This window comes from Christiangramia sp. 3-2217-3z (assembly GCF_051195275.1).
GTDB lineage: Bacteria > Bacteroidota > Bacteroidia > Flavobacteriales > Flavobacteriaceae > Christiangramia > Christiangramia marina.
In genome coordinates this window covers 291,384-312,041 of the sequence record NZ_JBNJLI010000004.1, presented here as the reverse complement: position 1 = coordinate 312,041, position 20,658 = coordinate 291,384, and the positions used below count along the sequence as shown (strand labels likewise).

Genomic DNA, 20,658 nt, shown 5'->3' with positions numbered 1-20,658 from the left:
ATTTCTTGTTTAATTAGACCTTAAATTTGATAAACAAAAATTATATTGCAGGTTATGAATGAAGATAATTTGAAGAAAGCGACCCTTGCCGGAGGATGTTTTTGGTGTACAGAGGCTGTTTTTCAGAGATTGAATGGTGTAGAAAAAGTGGTATCAGGTTTTACAGGGGGTGCGATCAAGAATCCCGCCTATAGAGAGATCATTACAGGTCGCACCGGGCATGCAGAAGCAATACAGATTACATACGATCCAGATAAGATTGCATACAACGAATTACTGTTGGTGTTTTTTGCGACCCATGATCCAACGACACTTAACAGGCAGCAGAATGATGTTGGAACCCAATATAGAAGCGCGATATTCTTCCATGATGAAGAACAGGAGAAGATAGCGAGAAAAACCATAGAAGTAATTGAAGAAGAAAATGCGTTTGACGATCCTATCGTTACCGAAGTTACTGAAGCTTCCGCTTTTTATGTTGCAGAACAGGAACATCAGGATTTTTACAATCAACACAGGCAACAACCATATTGCCAGTTTATAATTGACCCGAAAATATCAAAGCTGAAAAAGTATTTTTCAGATAAGCTGAAGCAAACTAACAATCATGGCATATAAATTTTTTGAAGAATACAACCAGGAGGTTACTGGGAAAATGAAACAGAGTTTTCAGGACATCATTGTGGGCGTTGGAGAAAATCCCGAACGAGAAGGAATCGTTAAGACTCCTGAAAGAGCTGCCAAAGCAATGCAATTCTTAACTCAGGGATATGAAATGGATGCGGAAAAAATTCTGAAGAAAGCTATGTTTTCTGAAGATTATGATGAAATGGTTGTAGTGAAGGATATAGAATTATATTCACTCTGCGAACATCATATGCTGCCATTCTTCGGAAAAGCTCATATAGCATACATCCCTAACGGAAAGATCGTAGGACTGAGTAAGCTTCCTCGTGTCGTGGACGTTTTTGCCCGAAGGTTACAGGTACAGGAGAGACTAACCCATGATATTCTGGAATGTTTGAACAATACACTGCAACCTCAGGGAGTAGCTGTGGTGATCGAAGCGGTACATATGTGTATGATGATGCGCGGAGTGCAGAAGCAGAACAGTGCCACCACAACATCGGGTTTCCGTGGTCAGTTCAAAGAAATTGAAACCAGGAATGAGTTCCTGAAACTTATAAGCTCCGACCTTAAATAGATTTGGCACCTTATTTGCTTTTAAATAGTCAAAACAAAAAACATGAAGCTATTTAAAAATAAATTATTTGCAAAAGGTCTGGTATACGACCTTGTAGGGATGGCAACTGTTGCCATTCCATTCGTAGGTCCATTTCTGGATTTACTATGGGCGCCATATGCTGCTAAAAAGATGAGAGATATGTATCCGGGTAGAAAAGGTAAATTAGCCTCCGTACTCGTTTTTATTGAAGAGATCCTTCCAGGAACTGATATAATTCCGACGTTTACATTAATGTATCTATACACCTATGTTTGGAAGAAGGAACCTATGATGCAACCACAGGTAATCGAAGTAGAAAGTTACTAGGATTTACCAGATATAAATTAAAAAGGGCTACTAATTTCAGTAGCCCTTTTTTTTATTTAAATATGAATATTAGCAGAGAGCATTATGTTTCTCCCTATATTAGATATGCTATCATTCTTTAATCGGGACAGGTGTGAAAAATAATTCTTATCAAATAGATTGTTTACACTTAGTCGCAATTCAAATAACGCGCTGTTTGTTCTAAGCTCAGTTCCGGCACCCAGATTCACCAGGCTGTAACCACCAGTTCGGGTTTCAAAACTGCCAGGGTTTTCCTGATCAAAAACATTCTTTAGTGTTATAAAACTATAAGAACCCGATAATAACTTCCCTTTATCAAACTCAACCCTGAATGTATTCGTAAGAGAATTTGCTGGAATTAAAGGAAGGTAATCATCATTATTCAGTTTTCCGGTTACTGTTTCAAAGCTACTTTCCAGGTGAAGCCAGTCCAATGGATGTGGGTGAAGGTGGATACCTATTTCGCCACCATACAATTTAGCGTCATCTTGCTGATAACGAAATACATTCTCGTCATCTATAATTTCTCCTGACGGACTTATAAATATATAGTCGTTTACATTATTAGAAAACCCATTTACAAAAGCTTCGAAATGTTGATTTCTCCATTCCACGGCAAGATCGATCTGGAAGTTCTGTTCATTATCCAGATCAGGATTTCCAATCTCGTATCTGTTAGCACCATTGTGAGAACCATTAGAGGTTAGTTCAGATAAATTAGGCGCTCTAAAGCCACTGGCAAGATTTAACCTGGCGGTAAGATATTCGGTAATATCCAATTTTGCACCTAAAGCTCCATTAAAGCTATTGAACTGTCGATCTACTTCATCAAGTATATCACCGTCCTCTGCAATATAAGATTCCGTTTCAATAGACCTATTATCATATCGAATTCCTCCTTGAAAGTCAATTCGTGGTAAGTGATAATGAGCAGTGGCGAATACACCAAAGTCAGTAGTTGTCGCATCAGGTATTAGAATTTCCTCACCAAAATTCTCGTTGCTTTGCCACATTCCCTGTACTCCGGCAATAACGTCCAGGTTATCGAACTTGGGGAAATTGTATTTTAGATTATAGTTCAAAGTTTCTAAATGCATCTCAAGAGCTGGTTCATCGCCTTCATGCTCCTCATCTCCATGCTCTTCACCTTCGTGTTCTTCCTCTTCATGCTCTTCGCCCTCGTGTTCTTCGTGCTCTTCACCTTCATGATCTTCGTGATGATGGTGGTCTTCAAATTCCTGGCGATCGTTAAACTGGTAACCAACTTTCAGGTCGATACTGGAATTATTCAGATAGAACTTGTTATCAAGACTCAGGATATGGTTGTCAATATTCTGGTAGGGTAGAAGTGGCTGTTTATTAGTGGATTGAACACCCAGTTCTTCCGGAATACCAATTTCTGAATTATTAAAGTTGTATCGTAGATCTCCTTTATAAACACTATTCTGGAAACCAATTCCCGCTTTGATATCTTTCTCATTGAAACGAGTATTGCTAACTCTTTCTCCATCTCCCGTTTCATAATCACTATGAGCCGCATAACTTCCTCGTGCAATAAACTTTAGTCGATCACCAGCACTAGAAGCCATTAAACTAGTTTGATACCCTAGCGTATTTGTAAAATAATCTGACTCCAGACTTGCTTTCGTGCTATTCTCAGGGGCGTATCTTTCGGGATTCAGATATAAAACTCCACCAATTGCATCACTTCCGTAGAGTAAAGAGGCAGGTCCTTTTATAACTTCCACGCTGGCAATCCCTTTAGAGCTAATTCCCAACCCATGCTCATCGCCGTATTGCTGATTCTCTAAACGAACTCCCTGAGTATACACTAGCACACGATTAGAACTCAATCCTCTAATTACTGGTTTTCCAATACCCAATCCAGTCGTTAGATTTTCAACTCCCGCTATTTGAGTAATTCCTTCGGAAAGGTTTACAGCTCCATTTTTAGAAAGTTCAGAAACACTTTCACGTTCCACCTTCATCACATTATCGCTTTGTAATTGGTGAAAAGGTGTGGATACTATTATCTCTTCCATTTCTATTGCTGAAGGTTTTAAAGTAATGGTTATATCCTGGGAAGGTAGAACCACATCCTGGGTATAACTGGCATATCCTATGGAGGAAATTACCATTTTGAAATTCCCGCTAGGCAGATCTGATATTTTAAAATTACCATCAAGATCTGTCATCGTCCCTCTTTCAAGAGCAGGGAAATAGATATTTGCACTAAGAACTGGTTCCTGAGTATCCTGATCGGTGATTTTTCCGCTCAGGGAATTCTGTCCATATATAATGGACTGCACTGCCAATAGCAGTGTCAATAACATTGTGTTACACATTGAAATATTTAAAATGATTAAAACTGAATTATCCTGTAGTAGATAAAGCAGGTGGACCACGTAGCTCATAGCACAATGGTTCATAATCATTTAAAAATCGATAATAATCGTAGGTAAGAGTAGAGGTATAGATGACCTCAGCAAATTCAAAACTCTGGACGTCCAGAGATATAATTGGATTCTTTTGAAACTTATGAAGTTCGCAATCTAAAGACTTATCATGATAATGCTGATCTGCATAATTATCACATAATTTATGTCCATGATCTGAGAATGTATGTGAAAAACTCACTCCTGTAGGAAGCAGTATGAGTACCGCCGTAAAAATTAGGAGTATGTTCTTCAGTAAAGCCATATTAGGAATTAAACATTTTAGCGAAACCCAGCCTGCTCAACATTTTCTTTTCGAAAGCCCAGAAAAATTCAAACTGACCAAAGATCCAACCAAAACTTACCAATAAAACCTGGTATATTGGAAAGATCAATAAAATTCGAAGTGTCCAGTAAATGCTCCAGTGTGTAGTTTCAGAAGTAATTCCAAGAAATTCACAGAGTGGACCGGCAATTTTCGCAGAAGAAGAACCCGTGATGGCAAATACCAGCAATATTACAAAGAGCTGCCAGTTATCATCAATTCCCCATCTAGCCTTCAGTTTTTTCATACGGCAAATATACGATTTTGCTTAAAAAATCAAATTCGTGTAGGAACACTAAATCGTTGGTTGTAATGCCTGCTGAAAAAAACAAAATAATTGTACAGCAAATAATTTACCTCATACCCATAATCAATGTTCGAATCGTAGTTTATTTGATTAATATATAAATTAGGATCGTAGGTTTGTGGTTGCATAACCCTTGTATTATATTCAGTAACCAGAAATTGGTTTTTATTTTCCAGATAAGACTGCGTATGATATCCTCTCGGTCGAGCATAGGAATTGATGAACAAATTGAATCCTGGTTCAATGATAATAATTTCATATTCGAGACTATCATTGGCGATACGAACAGTATCATTAGTTGCATCCCTATCCTTAAAATCTCTGGATCTACCGGAGCCACAACTATAAATAAATAAGGCCAGTAAGCAAATGTAAATTAGATTCTTCATAATAATTTAATTAGCTGCAATAAGCATTCCCTATTTCCCTCCTGTAAAACCTCCTAAAATACTGTCTTCGGAAGAGTCTTTATCTTCCAGAGCAATTCTTCCGGCAGGTTTGATATGATCTGCGGTATCATTTGATCCGCTCGTAATTACTTTTATAAATTCTTCTGAAGCTTTTTCAGAAGCACCTAATAACGTTTGTTTAATTTCAGTAAGCTCCAATTTGCCGTCTAGAGATAGGATTTCAGAAATGATCGAAACCGTAATGTTTTCAGCAATAGTTATAAATTTTTCTGAACTATGAGACTCTACCTTGAATGTGTCTTCCAGTAATGAGTTCATCACTTTTTTATCTTCCGAAGAGATAATAGAACTTTCCTTCAATAAATCTGCAAACTTTAAATCACTAAATTTTGCCAGTGCTGAACTGGATTTAGATAGTTCAAGCCTGGATATAGTCCATGGCAAAAGGCATGCGAATATTTGCAGGACCAATTCTTTTTCCAGTTTTAACTCCGCATGAGTATTTTGGATGAGCTCTTTACCCTTTGAAATTTTGAAAAGATCCAGAATATTTGCCATTGCCTTCTATTTTTTAATTATTTTGATAATTTGATGTGCCAGTTCTTCTCCAATTCTTTCCTGAGCCTCACTAGTTGCAGCACCAATATGCGGACTAAGTGAAATACTTTCGTTCATCAATAATTTTATGGCTGGGGAAGGTTCGTTCTTAAAAGTATCCAAAGCAGCAAAAGAAACCTTTTCATCTTCGATCGCATTCAGAAGCGCTTCTTCATCTAAAATACCACCACGAGCGGTGTTAATGATTCCCACCCCTTTTTTCATTTTATCAAATTCAGCTTTACCAATAATTGGTTTAGACTGTGCGGGAACATGTAAACTAATGAAATCTGCATGTTCTATTAGCTGCTCTACAGGTTCAGTCTTAATAGGAATGGTAACCTTCTGGTCATTATAAAAATCCAGTGTGATCTCGGTTTCTCCAACTTCCTTATCGCTGGCAACCACACGCATACCAACTCCCAAAGCAATTTTAGCCACTTCACGACCAATTCTGCCCAGACCTATAATTCCAAGTGTTTTGCCACGCAATTCAGATCCTCCGGCATAGGATTTTTTGAGATCCTTAAATCTGGAATCACCTTCCAAAGGCATATTTCTATTGGAATCATGCAATTTTCTGGCACCTCCAAAAAGATGAGCAAAAACAAGTTCTGCCACGGAAGCTGATGAAGCTTCAGGAGTGTTGATCACGGTAATACCTTTACTCCGGGCGTATTCCACATCGATATTGTCCATCCCGACACCGCCACGTCCAATAACTTTAAGATGTATACAATTATCTATAATATTCTTGCGAACCTCTGTAGCACTGCGTACAAGAAGTACGCTAATACCATTATTCTTTAAGTAATCTTCCAGTTGATCCTGGGCAACTTTTTTTATGATGACTTCAAAGCCGGCATCCTTTAATAGTTGTACACCACTTTGTGATAAACCGTCATTTGCTAATACTTTCATTCTAATTTATGTCTGGATTAGTTTATTTCTTTTTCTAATTTCTGCATGAGATCTACTACTACCTGCACACTTTCAATTGATAATGCATTGTACATGGATGCTCGGTATCCACCCACACTTCTATGTCCGCTAAGACCATTCACGCCAGCATCCTTCCACAATTTATCGAATTGATCTTTATGAGCCTCATCTTTAAGGTTGAAAGTAGGGTTCATTGGGGACCTGTCTTCTTTAGCGGCAAAGCCTTCGAATAAAGGATTACGATCAATTTCGTCATATAAAAGAGCTGCTTTCTCTGCATTTCTTTTTTCCATGGCAGCGATACCACCATTCTTTTTGATCCATCGCATGGTAAGCATGGAAACATATACCGCGTAAACAGGAGGTGTATTAAACATACTATCCTTTGAGATATGCACCTGATAATCCATCATGCTTGGGATCTGCCGGTCAACATTGCCCAAGATGTTTTCTTTTACAACGACAAGAACAGTTCCGGCTGGTCCCATATTCTTTTGGGCTCCGGCATAAATAAGATCAAAATCTTGAAAATTAAGTTGTCTAGAAAATATATCGCTACTCATGTCGCAAACGATGGGAACATCAGTTTTTGGAAATTCCTTTATCTGTGTTCCAAAAATTGTATTGTTACTAGTGCAGTGAAAATAGTCTGCATCTTCAGGAATTGAATAGTCTTTCGGAATATAATTGAAGTTCTTGTCTTTTGAGGATGCTACTTCTATCACCTCACCAAATAATTTGGCTTCCTTGATCGCCTTGGAGGACCATGTACCGGTATTAAGATAGGCCGCTTTGCTATCCAGTAGATTATAAGCAGTCATTAAAAATTGCATACTCGCGCCTCCCTGAAGAAAAAGTGCTTTATAACCTTTATCCTGTAACCCTAAAAGTTCAAGAGCTAAATTCTGGGCTTCTTCCATAACCGACACGAAATCTGCACTACGGTGAGAAATCTCCAGTATCGAAAGACCAGAGTTATTAAAATCCAGAATCGATTGGGAAGCTTCCTGAAATACTTCCTGTGGTAATATGCACGGACCTGCGCTGAAATTATGCTTTTTCATTAGTGTGTATTATAAGTGTGTATTCACAAAGATGCCAAATTTAGAAGGTCTTTGCTGTTATCGAAATGATAAGATTAAAGTTTACTAAGGAATTCTATAGTATCAATATTGTCTGCGTAATCCCACAATTCTGGTTTTTGTGTTTTACCAAATGCAACTTCATTAGGCTTTGGATTTTTCCTTACTATACACTGCAATTTCTCGGAATTGGATTCTAGAACTTCTTTCAGGTTATCCTCATCCTTGTAGGTCTGGTAAAAGACTGTTGCGATTGGAGAACCAAAACTTTCATCCTCTTTCAGCATTAGAAAACCATTATCAAGGATCTTGTATTCGCTCATTAAATAAACTGCCTTGTTGTAATCATAATTATTGGCATATTTATTTTCGTTGATAATAGTATTCCAGGAATACATAGCCTTGAAGAACTGGTCAAAATCATATCCTTCAGGCACATACAATTTAGATACATTACGACATCCTAAACCATAATAAAGAAAGATGTCCTCACTTAAAGCCTCAAGTTCTTCTTTAGATTCATTACCAGTAAGGATAGCTATAGAATTCCTGTTCTTGCGAACAATGTTTGGTTTTCCTTTAAAGTAATATTCAAAATACCGGGCTGTATTATCACTTCCTGTGGCGATCACCGCATCAAAATTCTCTAGTTTCCCTTTGGTGAATTCTATCCGGTTCTTATATTCTGAATTCTGCTCGATAAGAAATCGAGCGATAAGAGGTAGTAATAGCTCATCACTGGAGGATTGTTTTATCTGTACTTTATGATCACAGATGATCGTGGAAATAAAATCATGGAAACCAACCAGCGGAATATTTCCAGCCATGACGATCCCGATTTTTTTTCCGCCAGAATTTGAAAGATCATAGCGACCTATCCATTTTTTAATATTCTCGAATTTTAATGCTTCGTTCCACTGCTGAAGTGAGAACACAATATTTTCCCGGGTAAACCATCCGTTACGATGAATGGAAGCATCGATCTTCTCATGCATTTCGTTAGTAAGCTCATCTAATTCTGAAAAATCTGGATGTCTTTGAACTCCATCGTTCTGAAACTGACCTAGAAATTTTCCTAATGCAACAAGGTTTGAAGTATGCTCTTCGATTGTCATGTTCATATTTGGTTATGAGGGTGGCCTATCTTAAATTTGTGCAGCGAAATTAAAGTTTCCGAAGCTATTAACCATAATTTTCTCTAAAAGCTCAGGTCTTTTTTCGCTCAGTACTTAAATTTACCAATAAAAACAGAGCTATGGCAATTGTAATAACCGATGAATGTATAAACTGCGGTGCTTGTGAACCAGAGTGTCCTAACACGGCAATTTACGAAGGTGCAGATGACTGGAGATATGCAGATGGAACCGATCTAGAAGGTGATGTGGTACTTCCCGGAGGGAAAGAAGCCAACGCAAATGAAGCTCAGGAACCTATAAGCGACGAAATTTACTATATAGTACCAGATAAATGTACCGAATGTAAAGGTTTTCACGAAGAACCTCAATGTGCGGCAGTTTGTCCAGTAGATTGTTGTGTTCCAGATGATGAGCATGTTGAATCTGAAGAAAAATTACTTCAGAAACAAAGTTTTATGCATCACGATTAAAGATCGATTTATAAATACGAACCCGCCAATTGGCGGGTTTTTTTATGTGATGCTAAATTTTAGTTCACTTCTATAGACTGAAGGTGACCTCCCGGTAAATGCCTTGAATTGCTTATTGAAATGACTAAAATTGTAAAAACACTTTCAAAGCAAACATCGGTTATACTTATCTGTCTTTCGTGTAATAGTTTCGCTGAATGCGCAAGTCTGTACTCATTCACAAACTGAGTAAATGTTTTTCCGGTAATTCTTTTAAAATACCTGCAGAATGCCGGGTTGGTCATACTAACCTTATCACTTATCTCCTTTAAACTAATTGGTCTCTGGAAATGCTCTTTTACATAATTAAAAATGATATTGATCGGTCATTATCCTGTAAGTTAGTTTCCAGTAAAAAACCTTCAGCATTCAAAATCGTATAATCGCCAGTTTTTTCAAGTGAATTTAAAACTTCCAGTAATCCAAGCAATTTCTGAAAAGGATTAAGCTCTCGTAAGGATTCAATGATAGCTCCTATACGACGCTTAGTGTCGCTATGTAAAACGATTCCTTTTTTCGCTCTTTCGAGGAGGTCCTGGATTCGTGACATTTCAGGTGTGTTCAGAAAATCATTTCCAAGAAAATCATTTCTAAACTGTATCACCGTTTCGCAATTATGATTAGTGAGCCCATCGGTAAAAGCACAATGCGGGAGAAGCGATCCAATCAATATAAGATCACCATTCCTGTAATAAGATATATGACTTCCTATTTGCCGCTTTCCGCAGCCGCCATTCACGTAAACCAGTTCGACCTCCGGATGATAGTGCCAAAAGGTCTTTTTTGAACCAACCTGGAATTTATCATGGGTTCTATATGAAAATGAACTTCCAAATCCAGGTTCTATTCTTTCCAGCCTTGGTTTCGATGTTGTATTCATATTATTGAGATTACGTCTAAAATTACATCTGAAGAATAATTGCTTGTGGAACAAAATTAGCAATTATATGTGCTGGATTAACCGATAACGTTTGAAATGGATTTCGTCAGGGTAATTGAGTACATAAACTGGATTATCCAACGCTACTTTAGGAGGTAGATCTAGGGTAAGTTTACATCAGTCAATCCATGTATAACTTAAAACATTAGATTATGAAAAACACAATCAACAATTTCGTAGTAGCATTCATGTTACTGGTATCATTAAGTAGTTCTGCCACAGATGGTGTGAATCTAAAAGTAGAAAATCAATATGATCTCATCGTAGACATACAGAAAACTGAATATGGGTCTGAGCTTAGTCTTTTAAGTCAAAATGCAGAGGTTATTTTCAGAGATCAACTGGAGGAAAACGCCAGGTTTTCGAAGAAGTTAAATTTCGATTCGCTAAAAGATGGTGAATATTTACTGGTTCTGAATAAAATGTACTGTAAGTCTACCACGGTGATTACTAAATTAAATGATCAAATTAAAGTTGACCAGGCTAATTACAAATTCGCTTTCAAACCTTGCTTTAAAATCGAAGCAGATCAGGTAGTGGTATATATGCCCAATCTAAATAAATCAAAACTTAGTGTTGAAGTCTTCGATAAGAAAGGAATAAAGGTTGGCAATTTTGAAACCAGAGAACCAGAACTTAGAAAGGCGTTTGATTTCTCTGAAGTGGATTCTGGTAAATACACCTTTATAATTGAAACTACTGAAGATAGTTTTGAGCAAGTTATCGAAATAGGATAGTCAATTCGATTTTGAGATATTAAGAAACCCGCCAACTGGCGGGTTTCTTAATTTATATTTTAAGCTTAATCCATTTTGCGTTTGATCTTATCGATCGCATTCTGAATAGATTTCTCAGGCTCGATAATATTGTTATTACCCCAGAATTGGGAGTCATAAAAACCAGATACATCATCAATCATCACGATATTAGGTCTAATTAGCTCCTGGTTCATTTTAAATTCTTCTTCAGAATATGGCTGCCAGTCGGTCACCACCATTTCGCTATTGATCTTGTATTTAGAATTGAATATCTTTCGCTTCCAATTAACTACATAATCCATCTGCGCTTTTCCATAAGCAAAGTGCCACTTGCCGTTATTCTGTGCGTAATCAACCTGATAATTCAGTTCAGTAGGATAAACTTTCGCTCCGTTTGGTTTTTTCTTTACAAACATTTCCTGAGCTGCATTTCTATTATCCACGTTCAGGTTATAATCTGCCTTGACCAGAGTTGAAGTTTCAGCATCGATAAAAAGTTTCCCGTAATACCATGGATCTGACTCATCACGTTCTCTGAAATTTACAACATAGGTATATCGATCATTGATCTTGGCAGGCTCATCAAAGCTAAAATCATAACTATCCATCATACCTTGTCTAAGTACATACTCTGTGTATTTCATCATATCCAGGTATAATGTATTAAATGGGCCCCCGCGTAATTTTAACGCCAATGTATCCAGTTTATCATAATCTGTACTTTTTCTGGCTTTATACAAGGACACAAGATCTTTCTTACTGTCCTTATAAGAAGTTTTGTGGATCTTAACAACTGCTTCAGATAAGCTAACATTACTCCATCCTTTCTTGATTGTTTCCCGGTAAAAGGAAGTCATAATACTTTGATCTGAAAGATAATTTTCATCCTTTTTGTCTAGCATATCCTGAACCAGTAAACGTGGATTCGTTGCCTTATATAAGCTAACTTCCGTAAGTTCTTCCATAGTTTCTGAAAGTTCAATACGGGTATCTTCCGGTTTAAAATAATCCAGAGGAAGAGTTTTACTCTGAAATCCAAGAACAGATATGGTCACGGTAGCTTCAGTCATATCCTCTGGAACCTTGAGAGAAAATACACCATCAGCATTCGTGATGGTTGAAATGTTACTATTATTCAGGGAAAGGTATGCTGAAGAAATAGGCCTTCCGGTTCTCTCATTCACCACTTCACCTTTATATTCATTAAACGCTTTAGCCGAAGGCTGAAAAGCATAAATCTGTAATGAACCTAGAATAAAACTTAGAAAAAATAGCAGGCTACTTTTTCCTGAAATAGGGTTTAAACGTTTTGCATTCATAGTCATATTATTAAAGTTTACTTAAACTTATACAATATAACTATTTAAATGCTTATAAAGATGTGAATTAGCTAATTATTGAACTGAACGATTGTTAATCTTTCAATATGCACATATTTCAAATAATAGTTGTAGTCCTGAAAAATTTTAAACCACACATGTATATTGTTTCAGTTATCCACACATTGAACTCAAAGCTCATCTGTAAACAATCATTTTTTCGTATGGCATGAAATATGACCATCAATTCTTCGTTATCAAAGGATTTTAAAACCAATCAACTATGCATAAAATATATTTCGCCGCTCTCTTCGTTTTCTTCGGAAGTATTTCAGCTTCAGCACAATTATATAGTGAAGATCAGAGTGCATCTGTTACTGAGCAGGTATTAAAAGAACTTAACCGGGAACGTTCGTTGCTAAGTCAGAATCTGGAATTCAGAATTAAAGAGATCGATACCAAGATCACTAATCTGGACGAAAGTATTCGTACTTCAAATTCGGCTTCAGAAAAAGTAGAGAAACTATTGGAGCGAGTTAAGTTTTTAGAGCAGCGACAGGAAGAGATTGATAAGAATACGGTAAGTGTTTATAAGTACAATTATAGCTCAGCGGTTCTTAATCTTGCTTCTATGGAGCGCGAAATAAAACCTCTAAGTCTTTTTAATAGTTCGCGTGAATTCTATTCTACACTGGATAAAGTAAGTAATCCTATGAATTATGAAGGATACCAGCAATGGTTTGGCAAATTCAAAGGGTACATTGAAGAAGAGAAGGAGGACGATGCTAAGCTGGAAGCGCTGAATCATATGTTGCAGGTGACAGGGGATCTGGCAAAAGGAACACCATTTACGGGAATGTTTGCAGGAAGCCTGATTGATGGGATCAGTCAGTTTGTTGGTTCACTAAATAGAAGAGACAAAGAGTTAAGAGAGAAAAGCATTAAAATGCTGAAGCTTACCACTAGTATTTCGCAATTTACCCATGATAAGGATCTTATCGAAACCGAATGGGAAGGAATTAATAAGAACCTGAATGAACTTAAAGAATTGCAACAGGAAGCTATTGAAGACAACCTGGTAGAGATCCTCGGAATCTCCCGCAATGGTTTTACTGAAAAATTCACGAACGAAACTGATGCTAAAAAGCGAACACAGTATATTCTGGATATTTCCAAAATTGCTGAAAATAAGATCGTAGAAGAGCGAAAGACCAATCCGGAAAACTGGAAGCAGGAATATCATGACCAGATGCTAACGGTACAGAATCTTAAGATACGTTTCGGGATGCTGACTTTCAGGATTCTGGAGAATCTTGAAAAATACGAAAAACTGATCGCTAAGTATGAAAATGACCCATTCCTGAAGGATGAGATGAAAAATCTAAGATTAAAACTAGATCTGGTAAGAAATAGTTTCGAAAGTACTTTTAATCCACAGGAATATATAAGAGCTTCCAACGAAATGTATATTGTGGAGTAATTAAATTATTTCAATGTTTATAAAAGCCCTGTTGAATATATTCACAGGGCTTTTTTTATTCGGTCAAGCTGCGTAAAGGATGTATGTTATTCTCAAATCTAATACCTATCTTTGCAGCCGCAAAAACAAAGCATCTAAATTATAGTATATGAAAGCCGGAATTGTAGGACTGCCAAACGTAGGAAAATCGACACTTTTTAATTGCCTTAGTAATGCTAAAGCACAAAGTGCAAACTTTCCGTTTTGTACGATAGAACCTAACGTGGGAGTTGTAAACGTTCCAGACCAGAGACTGCTGAAGCTTGAAGAACTCGTAGATCCTGAAAGGGTTATTCCTGCAACGGTTGAGATCGTTGATATTGCTGGACTAGTAAAAGGAGCGAGTAAAGGAGAAGGACTTGGAAACCAGTTTTTAGGTAATATACGTGAAACCGATGCTATTCTCCACGTTCTCAGATGTTTTGAAGATGATAATATCGTACACGTAGATGGTTCCATAGATCCTATTAGAGATAAGGAAACTATAGACATGGAGCTGCAGTTGAAAGATCTGGAAACTGCAGATAAGAAACTTGAAAAAGTTAAACGAGCAGCCAGAACAGGTAATAAAGAAGCCCAGAAAGAGGAAGCCGCTTTGCTTAAAGTGAAGTCTGGCCTTGAAGCTGGAAAATCTGTTCGAGCGATCGATCTTACTGAAGATGAACGTAAAGAATTTATCGCGCCTCTACAATTTATCACAGATAAACCGGTAATGTATGTTTGTAATGTAGATGAAGGTTCTGCTGTTGATGGTAACGAACATGTAGAGAGAGTTAGAAAAGCTGTAGCAGAAGAAAATGCAGAAGTTCTTGTTCTTGCTGTTGGAACTGAAGCTGATATCACTGAGCTTGATGATTTCGAGGAAAGACAGATGTTTCTTCAGGATATTGGGCTTGAAGAGCCTGGTTCTGCAAAACTAATTAGAGGAGCTTATAAGTTGCTTGATCTTCAAACTTACTTTACCGCCGGAGTTAAAGAAGTTAGGGCATGGACGATTCCCGTTGGATCTTCAGCTCCACAGGCTGCGGGTGTAATTCACACCGACTTTGAAAAAGGTTTTATTCGTGCTGAGGTTATAGCTTACGACGAGTATGTAAGTTTTGGAAGTGAAGCAAAAGTGAAGGAAGCTGGTAAAATGCGCGTAGAAGGAAAAGATTATATCGTTAAGGATGGCGATGTAATGCATTTTAGATTCAACGTCTAGTTGCTAGTATTGAAAAAATAATGAACAACACTTCAATTTGGGTTCATCCATTTAATTAACAGCGTATCTAAAATCTTTGTTAATTACTTTCCTCTGGAACTGTTTCAGTTTTTCGGCTATTACCTTATATTTAGACCGAAACTCCATGAATCTATATGAGCGACAATACTAAATATACCGAAGATAATATTCGGTCTTTAGACTGGAAGGAGCATATCCGTATGCGACCTGGTATGTACATCGGGAAACTTGGAGATGGATCCAGCCAGGACGACGGTATATATATATTATTGAAAGAGGTTATCGATAACAGTATCGATGAATTCGTGATGGGTGCTGGAAAGACCATCGAAATCTCTGTGCAAAATCAGCGGGTGATCGTTCGTGATTTTGGTAGAGGGATACCTCTAGGTAAAGTTGTGGATGTAGTGTCCAAAATGAATACCGGTGGTAAATATGATAGCAGAGCTTTCAAAAAGTCTGTAGGATTAAATGGTGTAGGTACGAAAGCTGTAAATGCTTTATCTTCTTATTTTAGAGTAGAATCTTCTCGTGATGGCAAAAGCCATGCTGCCGAGTTTGCAAAGGGAGAACTTCAGGATGAAGAGCATCTTGACGAAACTTCAAGAAGGCGAGGTACAAAGATCACTTTTATTCCAGATGAGCTTATATTTAAAAACTATAAATTCAGAAATGAGTATATAGAGAAAATGCTTAAGAACTATGTGTACCTGAATCCAGGTTTAACCATAGTTTTTAATGGAGAGAAATTTTATTCTGAAAATGGATTAAAAGATCTTTTAGGAGATAGCATTAGCGAAGAAGATATGTTGTATCCTATTATTCACCTTCGTGGGGATGATATCGAAGCAGCGATCACTCACAGCAGAACACAATATAGCGAGGAATATCACAGTTTCGTTAACGGCCAGAATACTTCACAGGGAGGAACACATCTTGCTGCATATAGAGAAGCGATCGTCAAAACCGTTCGTGAATTTTATGGCAAGAATTATGAAGCCAGCGATATTCGAAAATCTATCGTAACCGCCATCAGTATAAAAGTGATGGAGCCGGTTTTTGAAAGTCAAACGAAAACAAAACTAGGGTCTACAGATATGGGAGGGGAGCTTCCAACGGTAAGAACCTATATCAACGATTTTATCAAAAGAAACCTTGATAATTATCTTCATAAAAACCCGGAAACAGCAGAGAATCTTCAACGAAAAATTCTTCAGGCAGAACGCGAGCGCAAGGATCTTTCCGGAATCAGGAAGCTAGCGAAAGACAGAGCTAAAAAAGCGAGTCTGCATAATAAGAAATTAAGGGATTGCCGAGTACATCTTGGAGATAGTAAGCATCAACGATGTCTTGAAACCACCTTATTTATTACAGAGGGAGATTCAGCATCAGGTTCGATCACCAAAAGCAGGGACGTGGTAACCCAGGCAGTATTTAGTTTGAAGGGTAAACCTTTGAATAGCTACGGACTTACTAAAAAAATCGTCTACGAAAATGAAGAATTCAATCTGCTACAGGCAGCCCTGAATATCGAAGATTCTCTGGAAGACCTGCGTTATAATAATATCGTAATAGCAACGGATGCTGATGTTGATGGAATGCACATCAGGTTATTGCTTATCACATTTTTCCTTCAGTTTTTCCCGGAACTAATCAAGGAAAATCATCTATATATTTTACAGACTCCGTTGTTTCGAGTAAGGAATAAGAAGGAAACTATTTACTGTTATAGTGAGATGGAGCGAAAGCAGGCAATGGAAAAATTGAAAGGTAAGCCTGAAATTACTCGATTTAAGGGGTTAGGTGAGATCTCGCCAGATGAATTTGTACATTTTATAGGAGAAGATATTCGTTTAGATCCTGTAATGCTGGATAAAGATAAATCTATAGAAGAAATGCTTAGCTTCTATATGGGCAAGAACACACCAGACAGACAGGAATTTATTATTGATAATCTCAAATTTGAACTTGACCTGGTCAATGAACTTGGCGTATGAGATTTACCAATAAAAGCGAGGTTAAGATAATCCCATCGATCTATATCGTGCTTGTTGCGGTATTCGTTACGAATCTATTCGTAAATATAGAGATCATGGCTTCAGATTCTGAACAGGAGATAACCTTCAGTCATTTTCTACCCAATATCGTCACCTTGCTATTAGGTCTATACGTTCACCGGATTGGACAGGCGTTCGATTTTGATAGTGATGGAGAAACTTTGAACTTTAAAAACAATGGAGTTTTTCTTTCAAAATTCATGGAATATCGTGTCAAGAAGGCTGAATTTCCGAAGAGAAAATTAGGGAAGTTCAAGTTTTACGACGTCGGAATTTATTCTGCCCTTACAATCTATATTAACTCAAGAAGAAAAAAAGGATACCGGAAATATACTTTCAATACCACATTTTTAAACCGAAAAAAGAAAAGGGGTTTAGTGGATTCACTGAATAAAGTTCTTGAAAACACCCCCAAAGTGACTGCCTAATGGAAGAAAACCTTGATGGAGCTCAGGAAGAGCAATTTGAAAATAAGGAAGAATTAATAAAGGTAACCGGAATGTACAAAGACTGGTTTCTGGATTATGCATCATATGTAATCCTGGAACGAGCCGTACCAGCAATTGAAGATGGCTTTAAACCAGTTCAACGCCGTATAATGCATTCTATGAAAGACCTGGACGATGGCCGTTACAATAAAGTGGCGAACATTGTGGGTCACACCATGCAATATCATCCTCACGGTGATGCCAGTATAGGAGATGCCATGGTTCAAATTGGGCAAAAGGATATTCTAATTGACACCCAGGGAAACTGGGGAAATATCTTAACTGGAGATCGAGCTGCCGCCCCAAGGTATATTGAGGCGAGACTTTCAAAATTCGCTCTGGAAGTACTTTTCAGTCCGAAATTAACTGAATGGCAGTTGTCTTACGATGGTAGAAAGCAGGAACCGGTAAATCTTCCGGTAAAATTTCCAATGTTGCTTGCCCAGGGTGCAGAAGGTATTGCCGTAGGTTTAAGTACAAGATTTCTACCACATAATTTTAATGAACTTATTGATGCCTCGATCAAACATCTTCGTGGTAAAACCTTTAAATTATTTCCAGACTTCCCAACGGGAGGTATCGCAGATATTTCCAATTACAATGACGGGAAACGTGGTGGACGCGTAAGAATTCGCGCACGTATCAATCAGTTAGATAAAAATACACTGGTAATAAATGAGGTTCCCTACGGAACTAATACCGGAAGTTTGATCGATTCTATTCTGAAGGCAAATGACAAAGGTAAGATCAAGATCAAAAAGATCGAAGATAATACCGCTGCTCAGGTAGAGATCCTGATACATTTGCCTAACAATATTTCACCAGACAGAACTATAGATGCATTATATGCATTTACTCAGTGTGAAAACTCATTATCACCATTAGGTTGTGTAATTATTGATCACAAACCAATATTCCTGGGAGTTTCAGAAGTTTTAAGAAGATCAACAGATCATACGCTTCATCTTCTTAAACGAGAACTGGAGATAAAACTGGATGAGCTCCAAGAGCAATGGCATTTTGCATCGCTGGAACGAATATTTATCGAAAACAGGGTGTATCGGGATATTGAAGAAGAAGAAACCTGGGATGGGGTAATTCAGGCGATAGATCGAGGATTGAAACCTTTTACAACGCATTTAAAACGCGAGGTTACCGAGGAAGATATTATAAGACTTACTGAGATTAGAATTAAAAGAATCTCAAAATTCGACATAGATAAGGCACAGCAGAAGATAGATGCGCTCGAAGATGAGATCGCCCAGATAAAACATCATCTTGACAACCTTATAGACTTTGCGGTAGATTATTTTCAGAAATTAAAGAAAGACTACGGTACCGGCAAAGAACGAAAAACAGAACTCAGGTTATTTGAAGATATTGAGGCGACAAAAGTAGTTATTCGAAATACCAAGCTTTATGTGAATAGAGCAGAAGGTTTTGTGGGAACCAGTCTCAAAAAAGATGAATATGTAACTGAATGTTCAGATATTGATGATGTTATCTGTTTTACAGCCGATGGTAAAATGATGGTGACCAAAGTTGATGCTAAAACTTTTATTGGTAAGGATATTATTCACGTAGCAATCTTTAAGAAAAAAGATAAACGTACGATCTACAATATGATCTACCGTGACGGGAAGGCTGGGAATACATACGTAAAAAGATTTGCTGTTACTTCAGTTACCAGGGATCGGGAATATAATTTAACTCAGGGTAAAAAGGATAGTAAAGTCCTGTATTTCACACCGAATCCGAATGGAGAAGCTGAAGTAATTACAGTTTTACTTAGACAGGTTGGAAGTATAAGAAAAGTAAAATTCGATGTAGATTTTGCAGATATTTCTATTAAAGGTCGGAATGTTAAAGGAAATATTGTCACTAAATATTCTGTAAAGCGTATTGAGCTGAAAGAAGAAGGTGTCTCAACGCTAAAACCTAGAAGAATCTGGTTCGACGAGACAGTCAAACGTCTGAACGTTGACGAAAGAGGAGAATTGTTAGGAGAATTTAGAGGAGAAGATAGATTACTGATCATTACACAAGATGGTGTTGCAAAAACAATAAGACCGGAGTTAACGACCAGATTTGATGAAGAAATGGTCATTCTGGAGAAATGGGTGAAGAATAAGCCAGTTTCTGCAATTTACTGGGAACCTGAAAAAGAACGTTTTTATGTCAAGAGATTTATAATCGAACATCCTGATAAAGAAGAGAAATTTATTAGTGAACACGAAGAATCCTTTCTGGAAATGGTTTCAACAGATTATTTCCCAATGGCCGAGATTGTTTATACCAAACCTAAAGGAAAAGAGCGTCGCGATAACGAAGAGATCAATATAGAAGAATTCATCGCAGTAAAAGGTATAAAGGCTTTAGGAAATCAACTCACTTCTGAAAAAGTAAATCAGATCAATCTTCTGGATCCAATACCTTATGAAGGACAAAATGAAGATGAAACTGACGAGGATAAAAGGTCGAAAGATTCCGAAGAAAATATAACAGCAGAGGATATTAAAAATGGGACGATCAAGGCACCAGATAAAAAATCTGGCGGCGATGGTCAACCTTCACTATTTGACGAGTAATGGGATTATTTAAAGAATTCAAAGAGTTTGCTGTAAAAGGCAACATGATAGACATGGCCGTAGGTATCATCATTGGTACGGCTTTCAATAAAGTGGTTGATGTTCTGGTAAAACAGATTATAATGCCGCCATTAAGCATGATTACAGATGGCGTAAATTACGCTGACAGGAAGATCATTCTAAGAGATGGTGTTGGTACTGAAGGTGCGGCAGATTATGTAAATGAAGTTTCAATTGGTTACGGACTGCTTATTGAAACCATGGTAGATTTTTTAGTCATTGGTTTCGTTGTCTTTATAGTGGTAAAATTCATGAATCGTTTCCGGAACAAAGCTCAGGACCCAAAAAATCCTGAGGTCGTTACTCCCAAGGATATCGAATTGCTATCCAGCTTAAATGAGTTAATGGAAGAGCAGAATAAATTATTGCGGGAAAAGCGAGCTTAACG

Annotated in this window: 20 protein-coding genes and 1 pseudogene; 11 read left to right on the top strand and 10 right to left on the bottom strand. The window is 37.5% G+C overall.

What is annotated here, in order from left to right; genetic code table 11:
* Positions 1-54 precede the first annotated feature (54 nt).
* Genes msrA through ACSHZO_RS09645 form a run of 3 tightly spaced genes read left to right on the top strand, consistent with a single transcriptional unit; the run spans position 55 to position 1,552 of the window.
* Positions 55-618 (top strand): peptide-methionine (S)-S-oxide reductase MsrA, encoded by a 564-nt coding sequence (msrA, locus tag ACSHZO_RS09655; protein WP_298247228.1) that lies wholly within the window; start codon positions 55-57, stop codon positions 616-618.
* The gene (gene folE / locus ACSHZO_RS09650; protein ID WP_298247227.1) at positions 608-1,204 is read left to right on the top strand and encodes a GTP cyclohydrolase I FolE; all 597 of its coding nucleotides are present in this window, start codon (positions 608-610) and stop codon (positions 1,202-1,204) included. The genes msrA and folE overlap by 11 nt, the downstream gene beginning before the upstream one ends.
* Before the next feature lie 42 nt (positions 1,205-1,246).
* Entirely contained in the window at positions 1,247-1,552 is a 306-nt protein-coding gene (locus ACSHZO_RS09645) for a hypothetical protein (RefSeq protein WP_141877847.1), read from the top strand.
* Positions 1,553-1,608: 56 nt separating this feature from the next.
* On the opposite strand, the gene ACSHZO_RS09640 is transcribed toward ACSHZO_RS09645, so the two are convergent.
* The 8 genes from ACSHZO_RS09640 to ACSHZO_RS09605 form a co-directional block, all read right to left on the bottom strand.
* Positions 1,609-3,918 carry a TonB-dependent receptor gene (locus ACSHZO_RS09640; RefSeq protein WP_298247226.1) on the bottom strand — a complete coding sequence of 770 codons (2,310 nt, stop codon included), beginning with the start codon at positions 3,916-3,918 and terminating at the stop codon, positions 1,609-1,611.
* 28 nt (positions 3,919-3,946) lie between these two features.
* Positions 3,947-4,273 carry a hypothetical protein gene (locus ACSHZO_RS09635; RefSeq protein ID WP_298247225.1) on the bottom strand — a complete coding sequence of 109 codons (327 nt, stop codon included), beginning with the start codon at positions 4,271-4,273 and terminating at the stop codon, positions 3,947-3,949.
* 1 nt (position 4,274) lies between these two features.
* Positions 4,275-4,580, bottom strand: a complete 306-nt coding sequence (locus tag ACSHZO_RS09630; RefSeq protein WP_298247224.1) for a DUF6787 family protein — start codon at positions 4,578-4,580, stop codon at positions 4,275-4,277.
* A 29-nt stretch (positions 4,581-4,609) separates the two neighbouring features.
* Positions 4,610-5,029: a DUF6146 family protein gene (locus ACSHZO_RS09625; protein WP_295179202.1), complete on the bottom strand. Its 420-nt coding sequence runs from the start codon at positions 5,027-5,029 to the stop codon at positions 4,610-4,612.
* Between the two features lie 30 nt (positions 5,030-5,059).
* Positions 5,060-5,608, bottom strand: coding sequence for a hypothetical protein (locus ACSHZO_RS09620; protein ID WP_298247223.1), 549 nt, complete (start codon positions 5,606-5,608; stop codon positions 5,060-5,062).
* Positions 5,609-5,614: 6 nt separating this feature from the next.
* Entirely contained in the window at positions 5,615-6,568 is a 954-nt protein-coding gene (locus tag ACSHZO_RS09615) for a D-2-hydroxyacid dehydrogenase (protein WP_298247222.1), read from the bottom strand.
* 17 nt (positions 6,569-6,585) lie between these two features.
* Entirely contained in the window at positions 6,586-7,653 is a 1,068-nt protein-coding gene (serC, locus tag ACSHZO_RS09610) for a 3-phosphoserine/phosphohydroxythreonine transaminase (RefSeq protein WP_298247221.1), read from the bottom strand.
* Between the two features lie 74 nt (positions 7,654-7,727).
* The gene (locus ACSHZO_RS09605; protein WP_435066994.1) at positions 7,728-8,792 is read right to left on the bottom strand and encodes an acyl-CoA reductase; all 1,065 of its coding nucleotides are present in this window, start codon (positions 8,790-8,792) and stop codon (positions 7,728-7,730) included.
* Positions 8,793-8,926: 134 nt separating this feature from the next.
* Here ACSHZO_RS09605 and ACSHZO_RS09600 point away from each other — a divergent pair, with 134 nt between their 5' ends.
* Entirely contained in the window at positions 8,927-9,277 is a 351-nt protein-coding gene (locus tag ACSHZO_RS09600; RefSeq protein ID WP_298247220.1) for a 4Fe-4S dicluster domain-containing protein, read from the top strand.
* A 42-nt stretch (positions 9,278-9,319) separates the two neighbouring features.
* Here ACSHZO_RS09600 and ACSHZO_RS09595 read toward each other — a convergent pair.
* A pseudogene (locus ACSHZO_RS09595) lies at positions 9,320-10,196 on the bottom strand (AraC family transcriptional regulator).
* Between the two features lie 212 nt (positions 10,197-10,408).
* Between ACSHZO_RS09595 and ACSHZO_RS09590 the strand changes: the two are divergent.
* Positions 10,409-10,993: a hypothetical protein gene (locus tag ACSHZO_RS09590; protein ID WP_298247219.1), complete on the top strand. Its 585-nt coding sequence runs from the start codon at positions 10,409-10,411 to the stop codon at positions 10,991-10,993.
* 65 nt (positions 10,994-11,058) lie between these two features.
* On the opposite strand, the gene ACSHZO_RS09585 is transcribed toward ACSHZO_RS09590, so the two are convergent.
* Positions 11,059-12,339 (bottom strand): carboxypeptidase-like regulatory domain-containing protein, encoded by a 1,281-nt coding sequence (locus tag ACSHZO_RS09585; protein WP_298247218.1) that lies wholly within the window; start codon positions 12,337-12,339, stop codon positions 11,059-11,061.
* A gap of 277 nt (positions 12,340-12,616) precedes the next feature.
* On the opposite strand from ACSHZO_RS09585, the gene ACSHZO_RS09580 reads away from it, so the two are divergent.
* The 6 genes from ACSHZO_RS09580 to mscL all read left to right on the top strand — a co-directional run bounded on the left by ACSHZO_RS09580 (position 12,617) and on the right by mscL (position 20,656).
* Positions 12,617-13,813, top strand: coding sequence for a hypothetical protein (locus tag ACSHZO_RS09580; protein WP_298247217.1), 1,197 nt, complete (start codon positions 12,617-12,619; stop codon positions 13,811-13,813).
* Between the two features lie 148 nt (positions 13,814-13,961).
* Positions 13,962-15,056 carry a redox-regulated ATPase YchF gene (ychF, locus tag ACSHZO_RS09575; RefSeq protein ID WP_298247216.1) on the top strand — a complete coding sequence of 365 codons (1,095 nt, stop codon included), beginning with the start codon at positions 13,962-13,964 and terminating at the stop codon, positions 15,054-15,056.
* A 155-nt stretch (positions 15,057-15,211) separates the two neighbouring features.
* Positions 15,212-17,074: a DNA topoisomerase IV subunit B gene (locus ACSHZO_RS09570; protein WP_295180266.1), complete on the top strand. Its 1,863-nt coding sequence runs from the start codon at positions 15,212-15,214 to the stop codon at positions 17,072-17,074.
* The gene (locus tag ACSHZO_RS09565; protein WP_298247215.1) at positions 17,071-17,562 is read left to right on the top strand and encodes a hypothetical protein; all 492 of its coding nucleotides are present in this window, start codon (positions 17,071-17,073) and stop codon (positions 17,560-17,562) included. Before ACSHZO_RS09570 ends, ACSHZO_RS09565 begins: the two co-directional genes overlap by 4 nt.
* Positions 17,562-20,210, top strand: coding sequence for a DNA gyrase/topoisomerase IV subunit A (locus ACSHZO_RS09560; RefSeq protein ID WP_298247214.1), 2,649 nt, complete (start codon positions 17,562-17,564; stop codon positions 20,208-20,210). The genes ACSHZO_RS09565 and ACSHZO_RS09560 overlap by 1 nt, the downstream gene beginning before the upstream one ends.
* Positions 20,210-20,656: a large conductance mechanosensitive channel protein MscL gene (gene mscL / locus ACSHZO_RS09555; RefSeq protein ID WP_295180269.1), complete on the top strand. Its 447-nt coding sequence runs from the start codon at positions 20,210-20,212 to the stop codon at positions 20,654-20,656. Before ACSHZO_RS09560 ends, mscL begins: the two co-directional genes overlap by 1 nt.
* Positions 20,657-20,658 lie beyond the last annotated feature (2 nt).